Annotated in this window: 22 protein-coding genes; 8 read left to right on the top strand and 14 right to left on the bottom strand. The window is 46.7% G+C overall.

The window, feature by feature from the left end:
• From G451_RS0109650 to G451_RS0109635, 4 genes are all read left to right on the top strand, one after another.
• On the top strand, positions 1–306 hold a 306-nt coding region (locus G451_RS0109650; protein ID WP_027184099.1), incomplete at its 5' end, for an IS5/IS1182 family transposase.
• Between the two features lie 239 nt (positions 307–545).
• Positions 546–734, top strand: a complete 189-nt coding sequence (locus tag G451_RS28575) for a BrnA antitoxin family protein (protein ID WP_034641499.1) — start codon at positions 546–548, stop codon at positions 732–734.
• 82 nt (positions 735–816) lie between these two features.
• Positions 817–1,668, top strand: a complete 852-nt coding sequence (locus G451_RS32565) for a thrombospondin type 3 repeat-containing protein (protein WP_027184098.1) — start codon at positions 817–819, stop codon at positions 1,666–1,668.
• Between the two features lie 75 nt (positions 1,669–1,743).
• Positions 1,744–2,013, top strand: coding sequence for a hypothetical protein (locus tag G451_RS0109635; protein ID WP_027184097.1), 270 nt, complete (start codon positions 1,744–1,746; stop codon positions 2,011–2,013).
• A 592-nt stretch (positions 2,014–2,605) separates the two neighbouring features.
• On the opposite strand, the gene G451_RS0109625 is transcribed toward G451_RS0109635, so the two are convergent.
• Together G451_RS0109625 and G451_RS0109620 are read right to left on the bottom strand one after the other, a co-directional pair.
• A complete protein-coding gene (locus G451_RS0109625; RefSeq protein WP_027184096.1) occupies positions 2,606–3,109 on the bottom strand; it encodes a PilZ domain-containing protein in 504 nt (167 codons plus the stop codon).
• Positions 3,110–3,327: 218 nt separating this feature from the next.
• Positions 3,328–4,149, bottom strand: a complete 822-nt coding sequence (locus tag G451_RS0109620) for a ribonuclease H-like domain-containing protein (protein ID WP_027184095.1) — start codon at positions 4,147–4,149, stop codon at positions 3,328–3,330.
• A gap of 127 nt (positions 4,150–4,276) precedes the next feature.
• Between G451_RS0109620 and G451_RS0109615 the strand changes: the two genes are divergently transcribed.
• Complete coding sequence (locus G451_RS0109615; RefSeq protein WP_027184094.1) at positions 4,277–5,230, top strand: ABC transporter substrate-binding protein; 954 nt, start codon at positions 4,277–4,279, stop codon at positions 5,228–5,230.
• 66 nt (positions 5,231–5,296) lie between these two features.
• Here the strand turns inward: G451_RS0109615 and G451_RS0109610 are convergent, their stop codons facing one another.
• From G451_RS0109610 to G451_RS28555, 12 genes are all read right to left on the bottom strand, one after another.
• The gene (locus G451_RS0109610; RefSeq protein ID WP_027184093.1) at positions 5,297–5,824 is read right to left on the bottom strand and encodes a hypothetical protein; all 528 of its coding nucleotides are present in this window, start codon (positions 5,822–5,824) and stop codon (positions 5,297–5,299) included.
• A 17-nt stretch (positions 5,825–5,841) separates the two neighbouring features.
• Entirely contained in the window at positions 5,842–6,459 is a 618-nt protein-coding gene (rdgC, locus tag G451_RS0109605; RefSeq protein ID WP_027184092.1) for a recombination-associated protein RdgC, read from the bottom strand.
• 103 nt (positions 6,460–6,562) lie between these two features.
• Positions 6,563–7,789, bottom strand: a complete 1,227-nt coding sequence (locus G451_RS0109600; RefSeq protein WP_169727856.1) for a TolC family protein — start codon at positions 7,787–7,789, stop codon at positions 6,563–6,565.
• Positions 7,790–7,918: 129 nt separating this feature from the next.
• Positions 7,919–8,374 carry a hypothetical protein gene (locus tag G451_RS0109595; RefSeq protein WP_027184090.1) on the bottom strand — a complete coding sequence of 152 codons (456 nt, stop codon included), beginning with the start codon at positions 8,372–8,374 and terminating at the stop codon, positions 7,919–7,921.
• 37 nt (positions 8,375–8,411) lie between these two features.
• Positions 8,412–9,725, bottom strand: coding sequence for an HlyD family type I secretion periplasmic adaptor subunit (locus G451_RS0109590; protein WP_027184089.1), 1,314 nt, complete (start codon positions 9,723–9,725; stop codon positions 8,412–8,414).
• Positions 9,726–9,819: 94 nt separating this feature from the next.
• Entirely contained in the window at positions 9,820–11,562 is a 1,743-nt protein-coding gene (locus G451_RS28565; protein WP_051261334.1) for a type I secretion system permease/ATPase, read from the bottom strand.
• 361 nt (positions 11,563–11,923) lie between these two features.
• Positions 11,924–12,871, bottom strand: a complete 948-nt coding sequence (locus G451_RS0109580) for a calcium-binding protein (RefSeq protein ID WP_051261333.1) — start codon at positions 12,869–12,871, stop codon at positions 11,924–11,926.
• Positions 12,872–13,194: 323 nt separating this feature from the next.
• A complete protein-coding gene (locus G451_RS0109575; RefSeq protein ID WP_027184087.1) occupies positions 13,195–14,265 on the bottom strand; it encodes a hypothetical protein in 1,071 nt (356 codons plus the stop codon).
• A 91-nt stretch (positions 14,266–14,356) separates the two neighbouring features.
• Positions 14,357–15,217 carry a hypothetical protein gene (locus tag G451_RS0109570; RefSeq protein ID WP_027184086.1) on the bottom strand — a complete coding sequence of 287 codons (861 nt, stop codon included), beginning with the start codon at positions 15,215–15,217 and terminating at the stop codon, positions 14,357–14,359.
• Between the two features lie 22 nt (positions 15,218–15,239).
• A complete protein-coding gene (locus G451_RS28560; protein ID WP_051261332.1) occupies positions 15,240–17,255 on the bottom strand; it encodes a glycosyltransferase in 2,016 nt (671 codons plus the stop codon).
• Entirely contained in the window at positions 17,252–18,499 is a 1,248-nt protein-coding gene (locus tag G451_RS0109560; RefSeq protein WP_156921570.1) for a hypothetical protein, read from the bottom strand. Before G451_RS0109560 ends, G451_RS28560 begins: the two co-directional genes overlap by 4 nt.
• Before the next feature lie 17 nt (positions 18,500–18,516).
• Positions 18,517–19,764 carry a glycosyltransferase family 4 protein gene (locus G451_RS28555; RefSeq protein ID WP_034641558.1) on the bottom strand — a complete coding sequence of 416 codons (1,248 nt, stop codon included), beginning with the start codon at positions 19,762–19,764 and terminating at the stop codon, positions 18,517–18,519.
• Positions 19,765–20,184: 420 nt separating this feature from the next.
• On the opposite strand from G451_RS28555, the gene G451_RS28550 reads away from it, so the two are divergent.
• The 3 genes from G451_RS28550 to G451_RS0109535 all read left to right on the top strand — a co-directional run bounded on the left by G451_RS28550 (position 20,185) and on the right by G451_RS0109535 (position 23,404).
• Positions 20,185–21,027 carry a M23 family metallopeptidase gene (locus G451_RS28550; RefSeq protein WP_169727855.1) on the top strand — a complete coding sequence of 281 codons (843 nt, stop codon included), beginning with the start codon at positions 20,185–20,187 and terminating at the stop codon, positions 21,025–21,027.
• Positions 21,028–21,047: 20 nt separating this feature from the next.
• Positions 21,048–21,542, top strand: a complete 495-nt coding sequence (locus G451_RS0109545; protein ID WP_027184084.1) for a hypothetical protein — start codon at positions 21,048–21,050, stop codon at positions 21,540–21,542.
• Positions 21,543–22,057: 515 nt separating this feature from the next.
• A complete protein-coding gene (locus G451_RS0109535) occupies positions 22,058–23,404 on the top strand; it encodes an ATP-dependent 6-phosphofructokinase (RefSeq protein ID WP_027184082.1) in 1,347 nt (448 codons plus the stop codon).
• Positions 23,405–23,523: the final 119 nt, after the last annotated feature.

Raw genomic sequence — 23,523 nt, 5'->3', positions numbered from 1 at the left:
AGCGTTCCGGCCCCAGAGTTAATTCAGGGACTTCAGGCTGAATTTGTAGCCGCCGACAAGGCTTATGACTGCAACAGCTTCATAAGTCTCATTATCGGACAGAATGCCAAGCCTGTTATTCCGCCCAAAAAGAATCGTCGCAACCAGCGGAAATACGACAAGCACATTTACAAAGAACGACATCTCGTAGAGTGCTTTTTTTGCAAGCTCAAAGAGTTTAGACGAATCGCTACTCGTTACGAAAAATTGCAGATGACTTTCTTGGCAATGGTTACTATCGCCTCATGTCTCATCTGGTTGCGGTAATTTAGAAACACGCCCTAGTTGCTCTTAGCACCACTGAGTTGGCAAACAAGAGGAATGCCATCGCTATTCACGATAATATGCCGTTTTGTCCCTGATTTGCCTCGGTCCATTCGGTTCGGGCCTGTCTCTTGGCCCCCCGGGGGGAGGAAACAGAGCCGGCGTCAATGGAGAAACGTTTCCATCACTGAAAGATACGAATCATCAATAAGACTGGCTAAAGTTCACATATATTCGAGCTCATGAGAACCAGTTCCTTTGATACGTGGCTTACCCGCCTTCGTGATCGACGTGCAGCGATGCGGATAGAGGCCCGGCTCGACCGTGACGTTTTGACTTGGTTCCGGACAAAGAAAAAGAAAGGCTATCAGACCGCCATCAATGCCGTACTGAAAGCCTTTGTTGAGAGCCAGGAACAAGGCAAAGCCTAGCCGGATTATCAAAACTCAGGATTTTCCTGATTTCTTCGGCGTGCATTCTGTGCGACAAGCAGAATAAAAACCGGAGGAATCCATGAAGAAAATATGTTTTCTGGTGGCGGTGTTGTGTTGTCTCTTGGCGGCAGGGCTGGCGTGGGCGGCGTTTCCTGAACCGCCGGAGAATGCGAAATACATTGAAGTTGACATCCCTGTCGGTGGTTTATTCGGCTCTGCTTTTGACTACTGTAAGTTCTCCCTAACGTTTTTTATTTCTGGGAATGACCTGTATGTGAAGGCAAAACGATTAGAATCAGGGCTTACATGGGTGTCTGTGGTTTTATTTCAAAACAATTTTTTTTCTGCTGTTTCAGCATACGCTGAAGATGGAACCATCACGGCTATATTTAACGGAACCTATCGGTTGGGGATAGACACCAACCCAATATCAAATACAATAGACATTCATACTCCTTTTTATGTTGGTGTGCATGACGGAGATAATAGAGTATACTATACCTACCCTGATGACTTCATTACCGGCGCCCCCGAACCAACACCAACACCGACGCCAACCTGTGATTGTGATGACACTGACGGTGATGGCGTTCCTGACGATTGGGACGAATGTGCCGACACGTCAGCCAACATCGCGGTTAACGCCAACGGGTGTGCAGCAACATTGCAAGTACCCGACACTGACGCCGACGGCGTCGTAGACGCCTGGGACGAATGCGCCGACACGCCAGCCAACACCGCGGTCAACGCCAACGGCTGTGCGGCCACATTGCAAGTTTCAGACGCAGACGGCGACGGCGTCCAAGACGCGTGGGACAAGTGCGCGGACACGCCGACAGGATCGCTCGTTGATGCCACGGGTTGCCCCGGAGAAATGGAAACCGACCTTATGATTGTGCCGATGGTGATAAAAGAGCCAGCGACCAATTGACACCCCGCCGCAAATGATTGATTTCTGGTGTGATGGGTCGGGAACACAACCCGGCCCGCACGCCAGGGGGAAGCCATGACACTCTTATTCGACGACGCCAAAAAGCTGGAAAAGGCCGTGGGAGAAGAAGCGGCTGAAATTATTGTAAAGCTGTTTGAAGCCCAAGATGCCGCAATGCGCAAAGACCTTGCCACCAAGGCGGATCTTGAGCTTGGTCTGAAAACACTTGAAGTCAACCTCGTAGGACGCATGGCCGAGACCAAAGCGGAAACCATCAAATGGGTCGCCGGTCTCCTCCTCGCCCAAGCTGCCGTCATTGCTGCACTGGTCAAGCTGCTGACGTAAATGAACCTCGGTCACACGGCCGGGGCCTCTCCTCGAAAGAACTCAGCACAAACTACGTCCACCCCGGCGCTGTTCAACATCACCGCTCGCCCGCACCGAGGACACACCACCTCAAACCGCACAACAACGCCCTTCCCAAGAAGTTTGTCACATTCGGGCAACGATGTTCTTTGTTCATTGCGCCACCCACCACGAATCAAGAATCGCTTAGAATTGAATTTTTTCAGGACGGCATAATCAAATCAATATAGTTTTGCCAAGCGCATATGCTCTCTTGCCAATCATAAAAGGCTTCTTCATTCGTGTATTGTATTACAAAAGAGAGAAGACAAACTCGCGACATGGAGTCATAATCAGTACTCATTGCAAGAAACGAATAAAGACGCGCCTTTCCCCTCCACCAAAGGAGGGTAAGGCACGTCTTTTTGCCCGCACTGATTTTTATAGTCAGAAATTTATGAAATAAACATCAGGAAAAACCTGATTTTTCAAATAAACAATCCCAATGCACTTGTTTGCGATATTGTTATTCTCTTCTCCAAACTTCGAATGCGGGGCAGCATTCTTCCCCAATATATCAAATGCATATCTTTCAGGCTTTCCTCTCATTCTGTTTATCAATAATTTCACATAATTGCAGCAAAAACAACGAGCTCTCATAATCCTGATTAATGAATTGGAAACCAACAGTGCTACCGTGTTCAGCAACCCACAGCACCATACCCTCAAAAATATGACTTTCCGATTCAAACAACAGGGTCACTTCAACATATTCACGCACTCGAAACGACGATGCGTTATCAAATTTTACGGACATTCCACCCATGGAAATATTCTGCAGCAATCCATCGGAATGAATTTGGCCATCTTGGCGTGCAATAATGACACGAAGAGATTCACGAAGCTCAACACGCCGAAAGTTGCGTGCATCCTCGCCGGTAGTTTTTTTCTTGCGAGAAACATGACGTTGGGCAAGCGCTGAATCAACAACGGATTCAAAAAACATCTGTAAACTTGTATCTGACCGTTTCAGGTGTCCAAGGAGTGAATATAATTTATCCTGATCGAGGGAAATAGTAATATGAACATTCTTCATTCGTTAGGCCTCCTCTCCCCCGAAATAGGCAACTCGCTCCGACAAACACAATTACTGCAATCTCACCCAATATATTGCCCTCTCTACTCCTGGAAAACAATATATCTTCAAAACTTCTTCAAATTTATATCAATTTAAACGAAAAAGAAACATTACCCTCCTTCAACGCTTGAGAAAATACATATTACTCCTTCTTCGTAAATAATAATCACTCCATCTTACCATACCCTTAAACGCTCTATTGTTTCAACATCAGGTGTAAAAGGGTTTTTCGCAAGAGAGGGGATAGCTTCGGTATACAGATGTGCAAAGGGAGTATCAAGAAGACGTGCATTAATCGCATGAAAAAGCAATATCTCTAATCCAAGAACATCAGCGACGTTATATGAGAGGAGCGTATCAAGGACCTCGGATCTACATGTTCGCTCGTACTCATTCCATAATACGACTGCAAAAAAGCCATCGACTCCATCAAGTTCCTTCCGGTCTAGCCCAAAATGCTTTTCACACTTCTTTAACCCTCCCTTTATACCCAGAGCACACAATATATTTCGTAAATCAATATGCGCTTTGGGCAAGCGAATATCAAAAGACCGCTTGAGAACCGGGACATCAAAGCAGCGGCCATTATAGGTAACAAGCACTTTGCTTGATTGTATGTCTTCGGCAAATTGTTCAATATTTTCACCTTGTACATAGGTTCGAACATGCTCGCCATCGTAATAGGCAATCGTTGTGATATTGTTCTCGGTGCTTCCATCGGTTTCAATATCAACAAATGCCAACTCATGCTTAAAATCGGGAAAAAGTCTCCACGTTTCTGGAGCCTTGAGCCGTTCCCCAAAAAATTCAGCGTCTCCGGCTTCGCGATGTTCTGTTGCACGTTCGAGTTCAGGCCGAATGAGTTCCATTTTTCCGGCTGACAAGGGAGGAGAAGTGCTCGCCAATAAGTCATCCCATGAATGAATCCCTTTAGACCAAATCTTAACTTCAGTTGCCGGTCCAATGCCCTGTAAATGTGAAAACGTATGCTGCAACATGCGCTTAAATGTCTCCCAAATGCTGAATAACTTGCTTGTATAAGCCGCCTTCAGTATACTTCATTGTTTACCATTGTATAAACACAAACATTCTTCGGACCACAAATTCAAAAACGGAGCACAAACCATGCGTATTCTCAAACGTCTGGCACTGGCTATTATCGCGCTTGTGGCCTTCTCACCTGCAGCCATGGCCGAAACGTACGTCGTGTCGATAAACCAATTTGTTGAACACCCTGCTCTCGATGCTGTACAAAAAGGGTTTGTCGACGCCATGAAAGAACAAGGACTTGACACAAAATACAATATTCACATTGCCCAGGCCAATCCATCCACCACGGTCCAGATCGCGAGCCAGATCCTTGGCGAAAATCCCAATCTTGTTTTGGCTATCGCCACGCCGTCAGCTCAAGCGTGCGCTCAGAAAATCAAAGACATCCCTGTTCTGTTTTCTGCTGTGTCCGACCCCGTTTCTGCTGGGTTGGTCAAAAGCTTTGAAAAACCAGGAAGCAATGTCACGGGCATGTCCGATATGAGCCCCGTCGACAAGCAAATGGAACTCATCAAAACGATTGTTCCCGGACTGAAAACTCTTGGCGTCATTTACAATGCAGGTGAAGCCAACTCTGTCGCGCAAATCGATCTTGTCAAGAGTGAATGCAAGAAGCTCGGTATAGGTGTTGAAGAAGCCACAGTTGCGAATTCGAGCGGTGTCTATCAAGCTGCACAAAGTCTCATCGGCAAATGCCAAGCTGTCTACATTCCCTTGGACAATACGGTTGTTTCGGCACTCGAATCAGCGATTAAAGTTGCTGCAGAACATAAATTACCGTTATTTAGCTCTGATACCGAGTCGGTTGGTCGCGGAACCATTGCCGCGTTGGCCATCGACTACTATCAAATGGGCCGACAAACTGCAAAAATGGCCAAAAAGATTCTTGTTGAAGGCCAAAAACCAGCAAGTATGCCTGTCGAAACACTTGATGATCTTGAGCTTATGGTCAACCTCAAAGCTGCCAAATCTATGGGTGTCGACATCCCCAAAGCTGTTTTGGACAAAGCCGATAAGATTATTGAATAATATATCAGCATTGTTCAAAACATACCATGATGTAATAAAAGCCCCGATCTCAATCGGGGCTTTTATTTAATCTTCTTCATCGAGCCAGTCATTAAACTCGTGAAGTTCACTTGACCAAGCAGCACTGAGCCGGAGTTCCAAAAATGTTCGATACACGGCATCAAGAAAGGCCGTGCCCCGTTCTAGTAAAAACATCTTTTCGAGAAAAGGTGAATCAGGGTCATCACCTTCCTCAAGTTTTGTATCAACTTTGGGGGTTTTAAAGCTATTCAAGCTAAAATCATCAGCACGTAACTGAATCGTCCAGTCTCCAGCGTCAAGCTCAAAACGGAGCAATGCACGATCGACGCGCTTGCCATGACGAATACCAAGTTTGGCTTCAGAAAACTGTGCATTCGGTCCACTGACGCTGGCAGTTTCGACGTTATCCCCTTCTCCACCGCGAACTGTCAGCTTCTGTTCCAAATACAAATTGAACTCTTCATCGTGGGCAGTTTTAAAAACGTTGCCGTCTTTTTCACTGCGAAACCAAAGCCAAGTCAAAAACTCCTGCCCCAAAACTGCATCGACGAGTGTGGCTTTTTCAATATCCATAGCGTAGCGTCCCTTGTCTACCGGCCAAATTCACAGGGTTCAAGTTCGTCCAAGAGCGCATGACGCGAAGGATCGAGCAATCGCTTCCCTAAAAAATATGGTGTCATTGGTTCAAGATGGAGCTCAAATGTCATGGTAAACAAATCTTCAAACAACTCGCGAGTTTTGCCATTCGTTGAGTTGAAATAGATTTCATGCTTCATGAGATCCCATGCCGCTTCAAAAATGGCAGGAATCGGCATTGATCGCGCAAGAAGTTTCAACCGCACTTGCTCTCGAATTTCTTTTTTACGGTCTTTCCCGATAAACGTTTTTCCAGACTCCTGCATGGCTTCTTTTTCTGCTCGTAAAGCCAACTCAACATATTTCTTATAGACAGCCGGAGCGATACGTCGCGTATCCAATCGCAAAGAAAAAGCCATAAAATGGGCTTTTTCAGGGGGAGCAGTCACCCAGGCGGTATCAAGCCAGTCATCGAAACATACCCAGCCGAACGAACGTTCATCGGCAGTTGCATCGATTTCCTGAAATGCATGTTTTGTCAAACGCTCCGGAATCTCCCGAAGGCGTTCCTGGGATACATCACCGACGATAGCGTAGCGCGTGAAGCTGCCACTAGAAGAAACAAGCCCCAAGACAACCTCCTTCGATTGGGGGAATAAAAACTCACAACAGTTCCATCCGGTCCGGGAGTCTCGAAAACAAGACATGCCGTTCGATGAAAACATGACGAAATGTTTAGAAAATGTCTATGGGTGTACCAATGGCGTGAAAAAGCTTAGCCATTGCAATCTGATGATCGGCCATAGCCTGGTTCAGTTCACCTTCGGCCTGGGTCAACTTGGCTTGCGCATTCAGAACATCGGTAATAGTGCCAATCTGGAGGCTATAATTCACTTCAGCAGCTTTAAAGCTTTCACTTGCAGCGTCCAAAGCCTTCTTTCCTGTACGAATTTGTTCCAAAGCTTCGCCAACAGCTAAATAATACGTCGTGACTTCGCTTGCAGCCTGATTTCTCAAATCCTCAAGCACGAGACGTTTTTCACGCTCCTTATGCTTGTATCGTCGAAATTCATAATAATCGCGTCCACCTTCAAACAACGTGACAGAAGCATTCAGCCCGAGACTCCAGTAATCACGTTCCGTATCATCACGATCTGGGTCGTCATAATCAATCTGTTGATTCACATAACTAAAATTGAGCGAGACGGTTGGAAAGAAGCGACTAAAGATAATTTGTGCATCTTTTCGAGCGAGCTCCACTTGTTTTTGGCCTTCTTCAAGATCAAGCCGCCGGTCAAGCGCCAAACGAATGCACTCTTCTAAAGTAAATGAAAGAGGAGCAACCATTTCTTCCAGTTCGCCGACAAAATGCACATCGGCTAACGGAGGTAAATTGAGCAACGTGCACAGCTTCACATGATGTTTTTGAACATTATTTTTCGCCCTGACCAAACTTTTTTCTGCTAACGCGAGGTCTACCTCCACCTGTAGCACTTGCTGCTTGGTCACCATGCCGACATCATAAAATGCACGAGCTGATTCAAGTTGTTTTTTTAACCGGATAATTGCTTTTTCGACTATTCGGATATCGTCACGAGCTTTAAGCAAGTTATAAAATGTAGTCTGAATATCCTCCACAAGATCAATACGTTCTTGTTTAAGATTAATATCGTATACATCCTTATTGATCTTGGCACGGCGATATGTATTGACGATCCCCCCACCCGAAAACACTGTTTGCGATGCGCTGAGAGTAAATGCATCCGTTCGTTGTGATACAAAATTTGTATCAGTCTCATTCAGACCGGAGTTATCAAGACGTTTGAGAGAGTAGCTCGCCGAAATCTTAGGGAAAAAAGCACCGCGCTTTGATTTAACATCTGCATCGGCCTCATGCACGAGTTCTTTGGCCGCCGAGATGGATGCATTCGAAGAAAGGCCCCGTCGTATGCATTCCGCCATATCGTAATTCAACGTCTTTTTGGATGGTTTCGCAGTGGAAGTACCGGCTATCACCGGCATTGAGAATACACAAAACAATACGAGAATCAAAAACGAAAGCCAAACCCGTCTCATAATCTCACCAAAGCGTTAAAGGCCTTCATTTACAGTCATTTCGCGCAACCACGCATCAAGGACATCGCTCGAAAGCTGATTGGCCCATAGAGTTCGCCAATTACGGATGTCACGTTCCCATTGTTTGTCGTTAAATGAGATAACGACAGCATCGGCACGTCCAACATGCGTCTCAAACGAAAACGCCTCGGCCAATGAAAACGCTTCAGGATTATTCGCGTAGTCAAAAATGAAATCAATCATAGCTCGAACTTGAAAAAGACGTGCCATTTTCCGAATAGGAAAATCGGGCTGAAGAAGATCAGCCTCAAACTTATCAACAGCACGCTCACCAGGTAAAAACATATCGTTTACATCGTCACCCGCCACAGCCCAATATGTCCGTGCCAATTGTTCACGATGCCCTGGAGGTAGGCCGTAGAACCAGTGTAAAACAAGTTCTATCGGTTCAGTGCAGTCATTATGGTTCATGAGTTCCTCGAAATTCTCGCTTCCCTCAAGAACGTGCTTAGTCTGTAAAAACTTTCTTTAGACCAACCACCAGAGGTTCTGACACATAGCTCAACAGCGTACGCGGTTCAGTCGCAATAAATGCTGTTGCTGGCATACCAGGTGAAACATAAAGATCCTTTTCTTTCATATCATCTTTATCGATTTCAACACGTGCAATATAGTGCGGCTGCTCGATGCCAATTTCACGATCAGGTCCAACGAGGTCCGCCGAAACATAGGAGACGGTACCCTTGATGTATGGCATATTTCTTGCTGAGAACGCACTCAACATGACTTCTGCATGTTGCCCTGTATGAATGTGAATAATGTCTTTCGGTGCAACAACACATTCCACTACAAGTGGTGTATTGACAGGTACAATTTCCATGAGCTGTTCACGACCAGCAATAATCCCGCCGACAGTATGCACGGAGAGATCAACAATCTCTCCAGCAATAGGAGCCTTGATCGTCATACGGCGCTGCAAGTCTTCAAACGGTTTTATTTGCTCACGCATTTCAAAAATTTTGCCTTGCAGTGAGCTAAGATAATCGGCTGCTTTCAATCGATACGTTGTCTGTTCTTCAGTAATACGTAGCTTCAACTCTGCAATACGCTCTTTTGCCTGGGCAATACTACTATGAATTCGCCCTTGCTCCCCTTCTTGCATAGCGAGACTTCGCTCAACTTCCAACAGACGAGATTTGTCAAGGTAACGCCCTTCAACAAGTTGCTTTTTTGCATCTCGTTCATCACGCAAGTGAGAGATAATACGTTTAACGGCATCGTATTGTACGTTGTAGCCGACAATCTGTTCTTTGAGCTGTTCAATCTGGGATTTGAGGAGCTGAATCCGCTCATTCAATGTCTGACGATTAACGTCAAAAACTCGCGTTTCAGCTTTCATTAATTCGCGTACAGTCGCTTCAGACTGCCGCTCGATAATGTCATTCGGCCATGAGATCGATGATTGGAGTTCCTTTTCCGCTTCCAACCGAGTAGCTAAGATCTCAGAAGCCGCAAGCCTATTACCCAGCTCACCCATTTTGGCATCGGCAACTGTTGGGTCAAGAATAAGAAGCGGTTGTCCTTCAGTAACGACATCACCGTTTTTCACCAGAATCTCGCGAACAATACCACCCTCAAGATGTTGAACAACTTTTCGTTCCGATGAAACTTTAATGTAGCCACCTGCCGTCACCGCCCCGCCAATGGGTGCGATCGCAGCCCATGCTCCAAAAATAAAAAAGAACAAGATGATAATAGCCCAGCCCATGACGACAAATCTGCGGGCGGAACTACCAGTTGCTTGTTTTTTACGAAAAAGCATGCCTTTTTCTCTGCTCCCATACGACAATGATACCGCCAACAAGCCGGTCGTCGCTGTGACGTTGATTTAAAAAGAAGACACAGAGCCCAACATTTTACTCCGGATCTTTGACAACAACAGGCTTCTGGGGCGGAGCAGCTTGGTTCGCCGCTACTCGCACTTTTCTTGATGACTTGGGGCCTGATTGAACAGGAGACTTTTGCATGAGCTTGTTGAAGACAGCCTCTCGAGGGCCGAATATCTGCATCTTTCCTTCGTTAAGAACGAGGACTTTGTTTACCGTCGCCAGAATGCCTGGTTTATGGGAAACAATGATAACCGTCACTTTGCGTTTTTGTAAGGTTGCCAAACACTCATGAAGTGCTTTATCGCCAGCTTCGTCTAAATTGGAGTTCGGTTCGTCAAGAATGAGATACTTTGGGTCGCCATACAGGGCACGAGCCAAACCAATCCGCTGTTTTTGGCCACCGGACAAAATATTGGATCCCTCACCAACAAGACTGTCATATCCTTGCGGTAATTTCAGGATCATTTCATGGACCTGAGCCAGTTTCGCGGCAGCTACGACTTTTTCCGAGTCAACCTCTCCCATACGAGCGATATTCTCACTCAAAGTGCCACTAAAAAGCTCAACTTCCTGCGGTAAATAACCAATATAAGGCCCAAGTAATTCTTGGTCCCAGGAATAGACATCAACACCGTCAAGCCTGACATTTCCAACAGACGGTTTCCAGACACCAAGCAACATGCGGCACAATGTTGATTTCCCAGCCGCACTTGGCCCAATGATACCCAGAGCTTCACCAGGAGATAAGCTAAACGAAATTCCCTGAAGAATCGTCCGTTCCTTAAGGCGTAAAGAAACATTGTCAAGTCGAAGTGCACCAACCGGTGGAGGGAGTTCCATTGGTTCCTCTTTCTTTATCTCAAGGAACAATGCATCAAGACGCTTATAGGCCGCATACGATTCGACCATTTGACGCCAACTTGAGATCCCTCTTTCGACAGGCGAAAGCGCTTTACCAATAATAATGGAACTAGCAATCATTGCCCCGGCGGTACATTCACCAAGAATAGCTAAATAAGCCCCGACACCGTAGATGGACACCTGCAAGACCATACGAAACCCAGAGCTGACCGATAACATGAATGCCGATCGGGTACTTGCTGTAGTTTGCAGCTCCGAAACACGATCATCAATATCACTGACGCGTCGCATTACTCCAGAAATCATGCCCATACCGCGAACAACAGGAGCGTTTCGGAGGCAGGTACCAATAAACTTACTTGTTTGGCCTGCAACAGCATTCGCTTGAGTGATGGGCTCGCGACAAATGCGATCATTCCAAAACGCGAAAAATGAAATCCCCAGAGCACCGATCACCCCAATCATTCCCAAAACAGGGTGCATCAAAAAAACAACCAAAATATAAACAGGAGTCCACGGAATGTCGAACAAGACGGTAATAGGTACGCCTCCAAGGAAATTACGCACCGTGGCTATATCGCTCAACCCCCTCGCGTATTTTCCAGGATCAGTTTCGGAAGCTCCTTTCACCATGGCGGCCAACACCGTAGGGTTCATCTTTTTACTAATCTCAACCCCAGCCTGAACTAAAATGCGAGTACGTAGAAAAGTAAGGAGAGAAAGAACCCCAAGAGCTGTTAGTGCAATAACAGTCAGCAAGATCAAAGTTTGAATATTTTTACTTGCAAGAACCCGCGAATAAATTTGGAGCATGTAAACAGGGAAGGTCAAACCAAGAATATTGATAAAGAAACTAAACTGAGCGGCACACAAAAAGATGCCCAACCACTGGCGTAAAATCTTTCGCATATCTCACTCCACATCGTCTGGCTCAAACTTATACGAGAATGCATGAAGCACAATATATAACGCAAATAGCCGCATCCTCATCGTACATAAAGAATTACGAAAACATCCGTTAGGAAATAGCCTTATGATGTAACAGGGTTGCTTCGAGCATGAAATGTATTAACGAATTACTGAAAGAGCGGAGGAAGAGGCTATCCTCCATCAAGTTTTTACTTTTAATCGACTCAGCAAAAACTTGCAATGCTCTATACCACAAAAAACGAAAGAACAATCCAAGAATTTAATTCATCATTATTGAAGTAAACAAAAAAGCCAACCGCCCCGAAAGGCGGTTGGCAGGAAGTCATGGAAGATGCGCCAATTAGGCGTCGATGATCGTGAAGTCAGCAGCGTTGAAGGTCGTAACGCCTTCGAGGATGATCGTCGTGTCGCTGTCGACCGCAACAACGAGGTTGCCGTCAACCACGGAGACCTTGGAGGCCAGGTCGAACGTGGAACCGGTTTCGTTGTAGATCATGATGGTGTCCTGACCGGATTCGAAATCGTAAACAACGTCGGTACCAGCTTCGGAGGTCATGAAGAAGAAGGTGTCGTCGCCGGAGGCCAAGTCGCCGTCGCCGGTGCCACCATACAGGATGTCATCGCCAGCGCCACCGTAAAGGAGGTCGCTACCGGTGTCACCAACAATAACGTCGTCGCCGTCGCCACCCCAGATGGTGTCGTCGCCGGAACCACCATAGAGGGAGTCATTGCCGGTGTTACCGTTGATGATGTCGTCGCCGCTACCGCCAAGGACGATATCGTTATCAGCGCCAGAGTCGATGAAGTCATCGCCCGAGCCGCCTTCAACGTAGTCGGCGCCGTCACCGGTATTCAGGACGTCGTCGCCGGAGCCACCGTAGACAACGTCGTCGCCGGAGCCGGAAAGGATGTTATCGTCGCCAGCACCGCCATCGATGGTGTCATTACCTGTATCGGTGGTGATAACGTTGGCTTTAGCATTACCTTCAATCTCCATGCTGGCAGAGCCTTTCACCATAACACCATCAAGCTCGCTTCCCATCGTAGCAGCCGTGCTTCCCGGGGTGCTGCTTGAATAGTCAAAATAAGCGATATCGAAGCCGTCAGTTGTAGGAACTGAATTCATGCCGGTCTGAGTGTCAGCGGCGGTGGAAACATCGTTGGTGTGAATGGTTCCATCAGCGGTTTGGCTGGCAATGGTTTCGACAACACCAGCAACATACAACTGTTGTTCAGGGGGCAGATCCAATTCATCAAATACAGACTGACCGCCAGGCAAAGTAGACATAGATACGTCCTCCGTGATCGTTAAATGGGTTTAAAAAAAATACAGGACATCGACTTACGCGGGCATGAATCAAAAAACACTGTTTAGCTTTTTTGTCAACACAATTTTTATTTTATGTAAAAAAATCTTTTTTTTTTGAAAAAACAGTCTGAATACATTTTAAACATCTAAAATAACTTATCATTTCAAATACACTGTGATTTGTTACAAATCCTCCTTTTCGAGTGACACTTTCGTTACAATATCTTCGTTCAATCTGATCACCGTGCGCTCTTTCCCCACTGAGACCACTTTTACGATCGTCTTTAATAGTTTCATAATGTTTAGAGATTACCATCTGCAACTTTACAATATATTTTCGTATCATTCAGAGAACTACTATTTAGTTTATGCAAATCACGGGATAAAATTGATTTTATTATCAAATCTGTCCACACATTCCTTCCCTTTTCATTCAAATGATAAAATGTATTAAATAAAAAAATATTTCTAAATTGCGACGAGTGTATATTAACAAGAGTCTTAACATCGATATTATCGTAGAATGATAGTATCATTTTTCCAACTTTATCGACAACAACATCTTCATTATCTGAAAATTTTGCTGAACTTGGAAAGACCATTAAGACAGTCACACCATGATGTTTGCACCACTTCACAAAATCTACAATCAATTTTGCTCCAGATCTCGATTCAATAGTTGTTTTATTCTGAAGCAGCGATGTCATTGCGTTGACGTAGAAGCGACGAAACGAATGAATACTTTGATTCAATTCTTTGGGGTCAATTGTGGTGTTCGGATCAAAGACAAAATCACCCCATTGATTGATGTATGGTGTTTTTTCTTCAATTGCAGATTGAGATGGGTTGGATGGACGCCAGGTAAACGCCCCCCTCTCTTCAGAAACAAACAGCTCGGCAATATATTTGATTTGTTCGAGATATGAAAGTTCTCTCACATACTCTGGGCTTGATTGAAAAGAAACAAGTGGCCCCCATTCCAACGTTGATTCTTTCTCGAGTACATAGTGCATATATTCTAATGAGAGAAGAACGCTGTCGCCTGGTTGCAACTGCTCACGCGCCAGAAAAAAGAGATACTTCAACCCAAGTCCGGCGTGAATAGCCAAGTTCCGTACCGGGATACCAAGAGCGGACTCCATCTGTTGCGCTGAAATCCCGAAAGCCGAGGACCCACCAAGGACAAAGAGAGCATGGGGCCCTCTATCTACAGCAATAGCCTTTTTTCGAAGAACTATTTCCGTTGTCACTCGTACATGTTCGTCATCAGGGGAAAAACCTATGTATCCCGAGACAATGAGTCCATAAAGAAGACAACCAACGAGAAACACTATGCCGAAAAAACCGGCTGCTATTTTCAGCATTGTTCGCATACGTCAGTCTTACCTTTCCGTGTGCCTGCACTGGAAAAAAGTTACGCCGGACCAGCGGAGCCAGCCCGGCGCAACATGTACGATATAGTCACTATTTTTTGCGTACGAGACGAACTATAAAGCTTTCAAGTGGGTCCTTATCTTTAACGGACCGACATAATTCTCCATTCTTGAACGGTTCTCCCGGACCGGAATCGAAAAAAGATCCTTGATAAACAACGTCAAATTCTTCGGCAGCTGGTCCGTTGAGCCGAACAGCAAATGCCACGATCGGGATTCCGCGTCCTTTACTACCGCAAAACGCTCCCATGGGTGACCACCGAGTTTGTCCGCCGTTTGCTGCAATAGCCATATATTCAAGACTTTGAGGAGACAAGCCCGCGGCTTCAATGGAAAACGCCTCGATACGCAGTCGGCTTCCCTGTGCTCCAGCCCATTGCCCCGGTTCAATACGACGATCCCCCACATTCTGGATGTGGGCGGCCAGACGAACGGTAGGAACAGGTGGCTCCACCTGGGGTTGCACCTGAGGCTGCACTGGGGTCACATCTTCGCTTCTCTGGGAGATCTTAACGAACTCAACCTTCATACCACCTTTCTCGTACTCCGCAGGGCGATATGTCGTTAACAAAACTTTTGCATCATCATCTGTTACCTTAAGAATAACAACATCGCCCGGAGAGGTAAGCCAAGCGCTCGTTTCGACTTCATCACTCAAGATGCGGACTTTCGGCTTTTCAACCGTGCAGTGCAATGCGGTGATTTGCATAGCGGGAAACGTCGCACCAAAAACTTCTACCGGTTTAACCGTTCGTTTCGTATATTTAACGGCATAGATTCCGGCAGTGAGGGGAATCACTTTGGCTTCAGCGGAAACGGAAGGCCGCGAAACGGTCTTGGGGGCTTCTTCTTCAACCAGCCTCTCTGGCTGCTGCGAGCGAATCATACGCATGAATACCTCTCCTCTTTTGCAATTATAATTTCTTCGATACTGGGTCGAAAGCGGCGCATGCCTGCCCATAGTCTTCAAAATTTTGCTGTTGTACACACCATTTTTTGCCTAAAACCAACGCTGTCAATCTGTCATTCAATTCTTCCGGACGTGTCGTAATGGGAAGTAATTCTCCAAATTCCGTTGCCCGGATACGTTCCGCAACGGCTCCAAGATCAAATCCGAAACAATACAGCCCAGACGCAAACGCAACGCTCAATGCGTAGCACCATGTCTCTGGCCAGACAGAGAGAAAAAGAGCCACATGGCACTGTTGTCCACGGACATAGGAAACCGCTTCTTCTTCAGTATACTCTCCCGTCACAAAAACATTCCCGGCTCGCATCAAAGCGGCATCGTCGCATGTATAGCCGATAACAACGAACTCCAAAGGAAGGTTTCTCGCTTGAGCATCCAATACCATGTCAAAAAGAACATCATAGCCCTTGTGTTTCCCGATTGCTCCAATAATGGCTATACGAAGCTTGGTAATGCTCCCTTCTGCAGGGGGAGAAACATGATCGGGCAAAGCCAAATCGGGATGCGGGCGAGCAACGACCTGTACCCCTGGAAAATGATGCATCATTCTTTTGGCCGCATCCTGTGACGGAGCCAAAACTTTGCGAGCCGCATGCAAAAACGTCGTACTTCGCGTTCGTAATGCTTCAATCTCCAGGTTGGCATCCAGACAGTGACCCGACTTATCAATACACTGCTTACAGACTGATATGGACGGTTCCTGACAGTATTTGCCTGAAGCGTCAATCAAGTTAATACGCGGGCAAAACCAAATATAATCATGAACCATCACGTCATACGGCAGACCAAGTTTTGCTGGAAGCGAAAGAATGTCAGGATGTGCTCCAAGAAAATGATGCACTTCACAATGAAAGACATTCAATCGTTTGAGGTCTTCGACAAGTTGGTCATATTCATCCGGCAACTGGTATTGAAGGTTTGGGCATACATACTCTTCAGGAAAGTCCAGGATTCCACGCCATCTGTCCAGATCATTTGACTCTCCGTCAGCTTTGGGCGGACGCAAGACAATAGCCTTCACACCTTTGCGTTGCAGTTCAGTCCTTCGCTCCTGAATAAATCGCTCCACACCGCCAGATGAGTTCAAACTCAACAAGAGAATCCGTTTTGTCGGCCGTTTTACCAAGCGCTCCATATCGAGAACACGTCGCATGGTTGCCAAAGGATCTGCTTTAATGAACGCATGAACCATAGGAAGATATTCAGGGTATCGTTCTTTGAGCAACGCAAGCCCCCTCTTCGATTTGGCTTCACGGGCACTCGAAAAGGAAACGGCTCCAGCATGATATACAAAGACATCAGCGGCACAGGTATGACTCCATCCCAATCGGCGAGATCGAATACAAAAATCGCATTCCTCCCCGTAGCCTTGGCCAAAGGTCGTCGGATCCAAGTACCCGGTATCATCAAGGCAGTCACGACGAATGTACAGACATGATCCCACTCCCGTCGGAATCTCAATGAGCATTCGATGGAGACGGGACTGGCACATGGTATCAAGAACAACTTCGTCAGCATCATCAGGGAGAAGATTTTCTTCACATGGAAGCGGGTAACTTAATATCGTAGCATTATTGGAAAGTGGTGACACGGTCCCCACGCGCGTTTCAGCGTAGGCGGCATCAGCTAACCGGTCGACCCAGTCTCCATGTACACGCGTGTCCGCATTTAAAAGAATAACATCTTTCCGTCCGGCTAATTGCAATCCCCTATTGGCCGAATGAACGAAACCTCGATTCACTGCATGGACATGCAGTTGGATGCGATTGTGAGCGGCCAGGCTTTCCACATATTCCCGAAGTTCAGACTCGGGTGACGCGTCATCAATAACAATAATCTCAAAGGGAAGCGCCCCACGAGAGGACAAAACAGATTCAAGACACGCCTGCGTTTCCTTGAAGCCGGCATATACCGGAATAACAACGGCCACACCGGGAAAGGATGTTTCAACATACCTCATGCGTCGCTCTCCTCCTCTTTCGGTAAGACAAGCAAGGGCAAGCGCTCTCGGAGATACCGTAGCGCCAACCGCGCTTCTTGAGGAGAGGAAAAAAAGTCATCCTGACATTCTTTTTCAGCGAGACAACGCGCAAGAGCTTGCATGGCATCGGCAGCTCGGAGAGGGTTATGGAGTACGATAGGACTTCCTGGCAATGGTTCGTCGGATTTTCCAAAATGTGCAGAGATCAGTGCAAAAGCAGGACCGTCAGGCTTCCACGGCCATTCCAGACGAAATCCACAGCTGCCATCACCTTTCCCTTGAATGAGCCAATTTCCATCATAGATGTCGGCCTTTACCTCTTTTCGCATCCCGGTATTCGATTCGAAACGTACAGCAACACGCTCAAGAGGAGCCGATCGATTCAGGGCAAAGCCAGTCAAGACGCCATCGCAAGCCATATTGAGTTGCCCCTCAAACTGGTCGACGTTCAAATCATCGAAACAAAGAGGAACACCATACCAATCGGATGTCATTTCATGAACACGCACGAGGAGACGACGAACGCTGACGCCTTTGGGAAGGCGTAAACGAAAACCAAAAGCACCGTCGCCAATATCATTTTCCGCTATCCCGGAGTCAGGGAGATTCGCTTTCCCACGAGCCAGAACAACGTCTTCAACAAAGGCTTCCACCGTCCACTTTACGTCCGGTTGTTCTGGATCAAACACACACCCGACAATCGTATCGTGTGAAACAGCAGTGGCAATACCACGAGGTCCGGGTTGGGAAAGTCGGGAAAGCCATGTGCCAGCATACCGCTTCGCGGAGCTATCATTGGGGTTGCGGCTAAAGAGTGTGACAACATACTCTTCCAATTCAGTCTGTTTACCCAAAGCCAATCCGGTTCTCAGCACACCTTTGAGACAGGTCTCATCGTGAGGACGGAGTGTGAGCCCATGCGCAAAATGCACAAAGGCGTCGTCAAAACGGTTCAACATCATCAGGCACGATCCCAACAAAATACGAGCCGTATAGGAATCTGGAGCAACACGAACGGCCCTATCGCCATATCGCAGCCCGAATTCTGGACGTCCCTGGCGCATCTCCACATTGAGAAGCGTCAAAAGCGCTTCAAAGTGATGACACTCATCTCCCAATAGTAAAAGCCCAGCGTCCCGAGCATCATCAAACCGCTCTTCAGCCAGTGCTCGAGCCATTTCTTCTCTGGTGGTTAGCTCATCAAGAGTGCAGGACGTATTCAAAATATCCTCCGTTAACGCTACTTACGCGAGCCGGTTCGGCCTTTTTTGCCCAGAAGTTTTTCCAGAAGACGAATCTGATTCGGAAGAGTTCGCGTTACCAGATCAAACTTATTGACCATATCAGAACGTGCTTTTTCGCGTAGATGCACAAATTTCTCTGGTTCATGCAAGGCTTCAGTGACAAGGTTTGCCAGTCCTGGCACATCGAAAAATCGGAACAACAGGCCGTTTTTTTTGTGCTTGAGTACCTCTGTAACTGGAGCAGTTGCCGAGCCAATAATCAAGCACTGTGCGGACATCGCTTCAAGCATGGACCATGACAATACGAAGGGATAGGTTAAGTACACATGAGCTCGTGAAACCTGAAGGACTTTGAGGTAGGTTTCATACGGCACGTTCCCCATAAAATGAATTCGATCGCGGTCGACATTGACTTCTGCGAGATACTTTTCCTTGAACGTCTGCTGATTCGGCAGCTTGCGTCCATAACTCACTCTATCTCCGCCGACGATCAGGACATGACAATCAGGATTTTCTTTTTGAATGCGCTCCAATGCCCGCATAAAAACATGATACCCACGGTAAGGCTCCAAGTTTCTATTGACAAAAGTCAACACATTATCGCCTGCCGAAAATATCGTTCCATCATCCAGCTGGAGCTGCGCTTCAGAATTCGGGACAACAACGCTTGTGTCTATCCCCTCATGCTGCACAACAATTTTGTATTGAAATTCTGAAGGATACAAGGACTTCTGCCAATGCATGGCACTTATCCCCATATCGGTTGTTTCCAAAGCTAAAAGCTGCGTCGAATTCTTGATTCGCAAACGAAACATGTCATCGAGCTTGGGAGGAAATTCTGGATCAAAGCCAATATCTGCACCACGAAAGTGATAATAAAACTCACACAGGATAGCGAGCTTTGCGGTATCGAAAACATCTTTTATAAAAAGACTCTCTCCCCATCCCGGATGTGCCAAAACGATATCGGGGACAAATCCATCCTTTTTCAATTGAAGCGCTTGGCGAACGACATTTTGTCCTCGCCGAATACTGCTTTCAAAACTCGCTATGTACGGATGAATTCCATCGGTCACGGATTTCGGAGGATCGTATTGAATATACGTGATGTTCTCATCTTTTGATTGGACATCTTGAGAACTTGAGGTCATGGCGATGACGGTGTTATCCGTATCTTGAGCCAGACGTGGAGCTAAATGTTTAAATTGTCCAGGATAATTTTGATGCAAAAAAAGGATATTCACAGGGGCGTCAATCCAGATGATCAATGCCACGAAAATGACGTGGCGTTCGCATTATTGCATAAACTCCTTGCGGTGAGACATCGCCGTCTGTCCACACGACAGTAGCATCCGCACATTTTGGTATCACCATTTGTCTCAAGGGAACTCAAAAGTCAAGCAAGCGCTTTCTCGGAGAATCATGTGCATCTTGACGGAGCTCTGGCTTTTTGAAACATCATCACTATGCACCGTTTACGAATTTTTATACCTACTCTCCGTATTCTTTGTTCGGCCACAGTACTGACGCAAGTTTTCTGTTTCGCGACAGTAACTCTTGTTTTTGCTCAAAATTTTGCCCTTCCTTTGGACTGCACGCCAGGGAAAAATTGTATTATTCAAAATTATGTCGACCGTAACCCTTCCCCACAGGCTTTCGACTATATGTGTGGACCACTCACCTATGATGGACATAAAGGAACAGACTTCCGTATCCTTGATCATGAAGCGTTCGAACGTGGTGTGCCCGTCAGAGCTGCGGAACAAGGAGTTGTTCTTCGAGTACGCGATGGTATGACCGACATGCGTTTGCAGCACGGTGACGAAGATCGGGTAGCCAAACGTGAAGCAGGAAATGCGATTATCGTACAAACTCCCGATGGAACGCTGACACTTTATGCTCACTTGCGAAAAAACAGCCTCCGTGTCGCCGCAGGGGATCATGTCAAAAAAGGAGATACGTTGGGAATCGTTGGGCTTTCCGGACTTACAGAATTTCCCCATCTCCATTTCGAAGTACGCCGTGCATCACGTATAATCGATCCATTTATTGGCCAGGAAACTTCAGCCGGCTGTGGAGGGGAACGCCACACGTTATGGAGTTCTGAAGTAGATACTGCACTCCACTATCAGGCAGGAGGCGTCCTGGGAGTCGGTTTCGGGGGAAATCACCCAACACTTGAGTCCGTTTTATATGAAGAGGGTGAGGTACATACTCCAACAGGAAAAACACTGTCCTTCTGGGCCGCTACCTGGGGAATGCGCCATGGAGATCATGAACGTATAGAATTAACCGGCCCCGAATTAAATATTCATGCTGAGGACACGATCAAGACTGACAAAGCGCAATGGTTTCGCTATATCCAGCCCTCCAAACAGCTCAAGCCTGGAACATACACCGGTCGCTATCGCCTGTGGCGCAATGCGGGAGATTCCCCCGGCTTGCTTATCGACGAGACACGCACCTGGACAATACCACCGGAGAATGTCTCAATCGACACTCAATGATTGCATGAAGGAAATGTATAATGAGAATATATTTGAACTGTATTGTTGTTCTGTGCAGCCTTGCCGTTTTCTCTCTTTTTTGGGGTTGTGCCCGTCCGACACCACCGTTTGAAGCGGCTCCGTATACGCGTCAGACCTACGACGCCCTCGAAGCCGAGCTCGCCGCATCGGATATCGATCCCAATGAAGGAGAAACCGTACAAGAACAATTCAATCTGTATGTGGAAAAATATAAGGAAGCATACGCTGAATTAGGGTATGATTTTGAAAAATCAATCATCAAGCTCCGGGCGGATTCCGAAGCCGATCATTTTAACCAAACGAGCTGCTATATTCCCCGCTGTGCGCTTACGGTTCGTCACCTGTGCCTTGTCCTCAACAGTCAGCATCAAACTCTTGATGTGAGCCAGCCTATGTCTAAGGAAGCAGCAGAGGCTGTGTATTGGTTCTGCGGACAGAAATCCCCTCTTTCCTTCCCATCGACTGACACAAATGAATCCTCCAATTTACCATAATCCGTTGTAGGATCGCTGTGCGAGTATTCTTAAGTATTCTTCTGTTGTGCATGGTGTCTGCCTGCGCAGTGTTCCAATCTGAAAGAGAGGAAACACCGGCCGAGCGAGCCAGACGAGAAGCGGCGTTAGTGCAATGTTCACAGAGTGCTGCCGAAGAATTTCTGCACTCTCCACTCCCTCAGGAGCAGAAAGAAGTGGAAATAAACACGTTCATTTCGCAATGTATGAACACATTTCGAAAAAACAAATTTCGTGATGTTGAAGCTGAGAGCGAGGCGACGTCGAGTTCGAATGTGAAAGGAACCCCAATTAATGCACCGTCCTCTTCTTCAACAGATATCAAAGAAGTACCATGAAATTTCACGATAAAGTAACACCATCATTTTGCAGTGAACGTTTACCTTTCCCTGTTTTTTCATTATGCCAAGACAGACTTGCCGTCCCAATTGGACGATTGAACGCGCATTCTCATTTATACAACGATCCGATCCTGCCCAGAGCGAAGGAAGGCACGCATGACAAAAAAATCAACAAAGATGAGTCCAATTGATACAAATATCCCCGTACTTGGCCCCGCCAAAATCCATTCACCACTCCCCTATTGCCGCTTCATCCCTGATGATGCACCGGTCAAGGTTCAATTATTTCCAGAGGATTTAGAAGGGGTTAATGGCGATACATTTGTCAATTTTGAGCCTGCCGGCCCCCGGGAAAAGATCTATTTTGACTCATCGAAATCGAAGTGCGCCATTGTAACATGCGGCGGATTATGTCCAGGCATTAACGATGTCATTCGGGCCATTGTCATGGAAGCGCACCATAACTATAATGTTGCCGCCATTTTGGGCATTCGTTTTGGTCTTGAAGGCTTCATTCCCCAATATGGGCATGACGTCATTGAGCTCACGCCGGATTTTGTCTCAGATATCCACCAGTTTGGAGGAACAATTCTCGGTTCTTCACGTGGTCCGCAGTCTCCGGAAGATATCGTTGATGCGCTTGAACGACTCAATGTCAGCGTTCTTTTTATCATTGGCGGTGATGGCACTATGCAAGCTGCCCATAAAATTCAGAACGAAATTTCAAGCCGTGGGGATAAAATTTCTGTCATCGGCGTTCCGAAAACAATCGACAACGATATCAGCTTTGTGACCAATTCGTTTGGGTTCGATACCGCTGTAGATAAAGCCACGGAAGCCATTCGTTGCGCCCATACTGAAGCCCATGGTGCCGTCAACGGTGTTGGTCTCGTCAAACTTATGGGCCGAGAATCCGGTTTTATTGCCGCACAATCCTGCCTTGCCTTGAAAGAAGTCAACTACGTTCTTGTGCCTGAGTATCCTTTTGAATTGGCAGGAGAACGCGGCCTTCTTCCCTCGCTGGAAAAGCGCCTCAAAGAACGGCATCACGCCGTCATCGTTTGTGCCGAAGGAGCTGGACAACATCTTCTCAAAGCGTCGAAGGAAACCGATGCGTCCGGCAACCCGGTACTTGGTGATATTTGCTCTTTACTCCGGCATGAAATCAAAGAATATTTTCAAAGCATTAACATACCGATCACCCTCAAATTCATCGACCCCAGTTACATCATTCGTTCGGTACCGGCGAACTCCAATGACCGTGTATATTGCGGATTTCTTGGACAAAATGCAGTTCACGCTGCCATGGCAGGTAAAACCGGTATGGTCGTAAGCAAACTCTATGGTCGGTATATCCACCTGCCCTTCGATCTCGTCACCATGAAACGCAAGAAACTCAATGTCGCTTCGGACTATTGGCGAGCCGTTCTGGAATCCACTGGACAACACGGATTTTCGCCCATGGTTATAGATAGTCCGGCGCTGTGCAATATCGAGTCCTAGGTTGAATTCTCAGTCACGGAATGAACAACTGAATCCGTACTGAGGAACGACGTCACGGTGTGCCAATGTCGTCTCCTGAAGCAGAAATCAGCGAGGGCAAGGCGAGAATTATACTGTCT

It is taken from the genome of Desulfovibrio inopinatus DSM 10711 (assembly GCF_000429305.1).
Taxonomy (GTDB): domain Bacteria; phylum Desulfobacterota; class Desulfovibrionia; order Desulfovibrionales; family Desulfovibrionaceae; genus Alteridesulfovibrio; species Alteridesulfovibrio inopinatus.
Note: the sequence above shows the minus strand (reverse complement) of the source record. Positions and strands in the feature narration are given on the sequence as shown.

Coding starts and splice junctions, on each gene's coding strand:
- G451_RS28550 (WP_169727855.1), top strand. CDS start 20,185: ATGTGTGGACCACTCACCTATGATGGACATAAAGGAACAGACTTCCGT.
- G451_RS0109595 (WP_027184090.1), bottom strand. CDS start 8,374: ATGAACCATAATGACTGCACTGAACCGATAGAACTTGTTTTACACTGG.
- G451_RS28565 (WP_051261334.1), bottom strand. CDS start 11,562: ATGCGAAAGATTTTACGCCAGTGGTTGGGCATCTTTTTGTGTGCCGCT.
- G451_RS0109570 (WP_027184086.1), bottom strand. CDS start 15,217: ATGCGTATGATTCGCTCGCAGCAGCCAGAGAGGCTGGTTGAAGAAGAA.
- G451_RS0109580 (WP_051261333.1), bottom strand. CDS start 12,871: ATGTCTACTTTGCCTGGCGGTCAGTCTGTATTTGATGAATTGGATCTG.
- G451_RS0109620 (WP_027184095.1), bottom strand. CDS start 4,149: ATGTTGCAGCATACGTTTTCACATTTACAGGGCATTGGACCGGCAACT.
- G451_RS28575 (WP_034641499.1), top strand. CDS start 546: ATGAGAACCAGTTCCTTTGATACGTGGCTTACCCGCCTTCGTGATCGA.
- G451_RS0109615 (WP_027184094.1), top strand. CDS start 4,277: ATGCGTATTCTCAAACGTCTGGCACTGGCTATTATCGCGCTTGTGGCC.
- G451_RS32565 (WP_027184098.1), top strand. CDS start 817: ATGAAGAAAATATGTTTTCTGGTGGCGGTGTTGTGTTGTCTCTTGGCG.
- G451_RS0109575 (WP_027184087.1), bottom strand. CDS start 14,265: ATGCGAACAATGCTGAAAATAGCAGCCGGTTTTTTCGGCATAGTGTTT.
- G451_RS0109635 (WP_027184097.1), top strand. CDS start 1,744: ATGACACTCTTATTCGACGACGCCAAAAAGCTGGAAAAGGCCGTGGGA.
- G451_RS0109625 (WP_027184096.1), bottom strand. CDS start 3,109: ATGAAGAATGTTCATATTACTATTTCCCTCGATCAGGATAAATTATAT.
- G451_RS28560 (WP_051261332.1), bottom strand. CDS start 17,255: ATGAGGTATGTTGAAACATCCTTTCCCGGTGTGGCCGTTGTTATTCCG.
- G451_RS0109600 (WP_169727856.1), bottom strand. CDS start 7,789: ATGGCGGAATGCATACGACGGGGCCTTTCTTCGAATGCATCCATCTCG.
- G451_RS0109545 (WP_027184084.1), top strand. CDS start 21,048: ATGAGAATATATTTGAACTGTATTGTTGTTCTGTGCAGCCTTGCCGTT.
- G451_RS0109610 (WP_027184093.1), bottom strand. CDS start 5,824: ATGGATATTGAAAAAGCCACACTCGTCGATGCAGTTTTGGGGCAGGAG.
- G451_RS0109590 (WP_027184089.1), bottom strand. CDS start 9,725: ATGCTTTTTCGTAAAAAACAAGCAACTGGTAGTTCCGCCCGCAGATTT.
- G451_RS0109535 (WP_027184082.1), top strand. CDS start 22,058: ATGACAAAAAAATCAACAAAGATGAGTCCAATTGATACAAATATCCCC.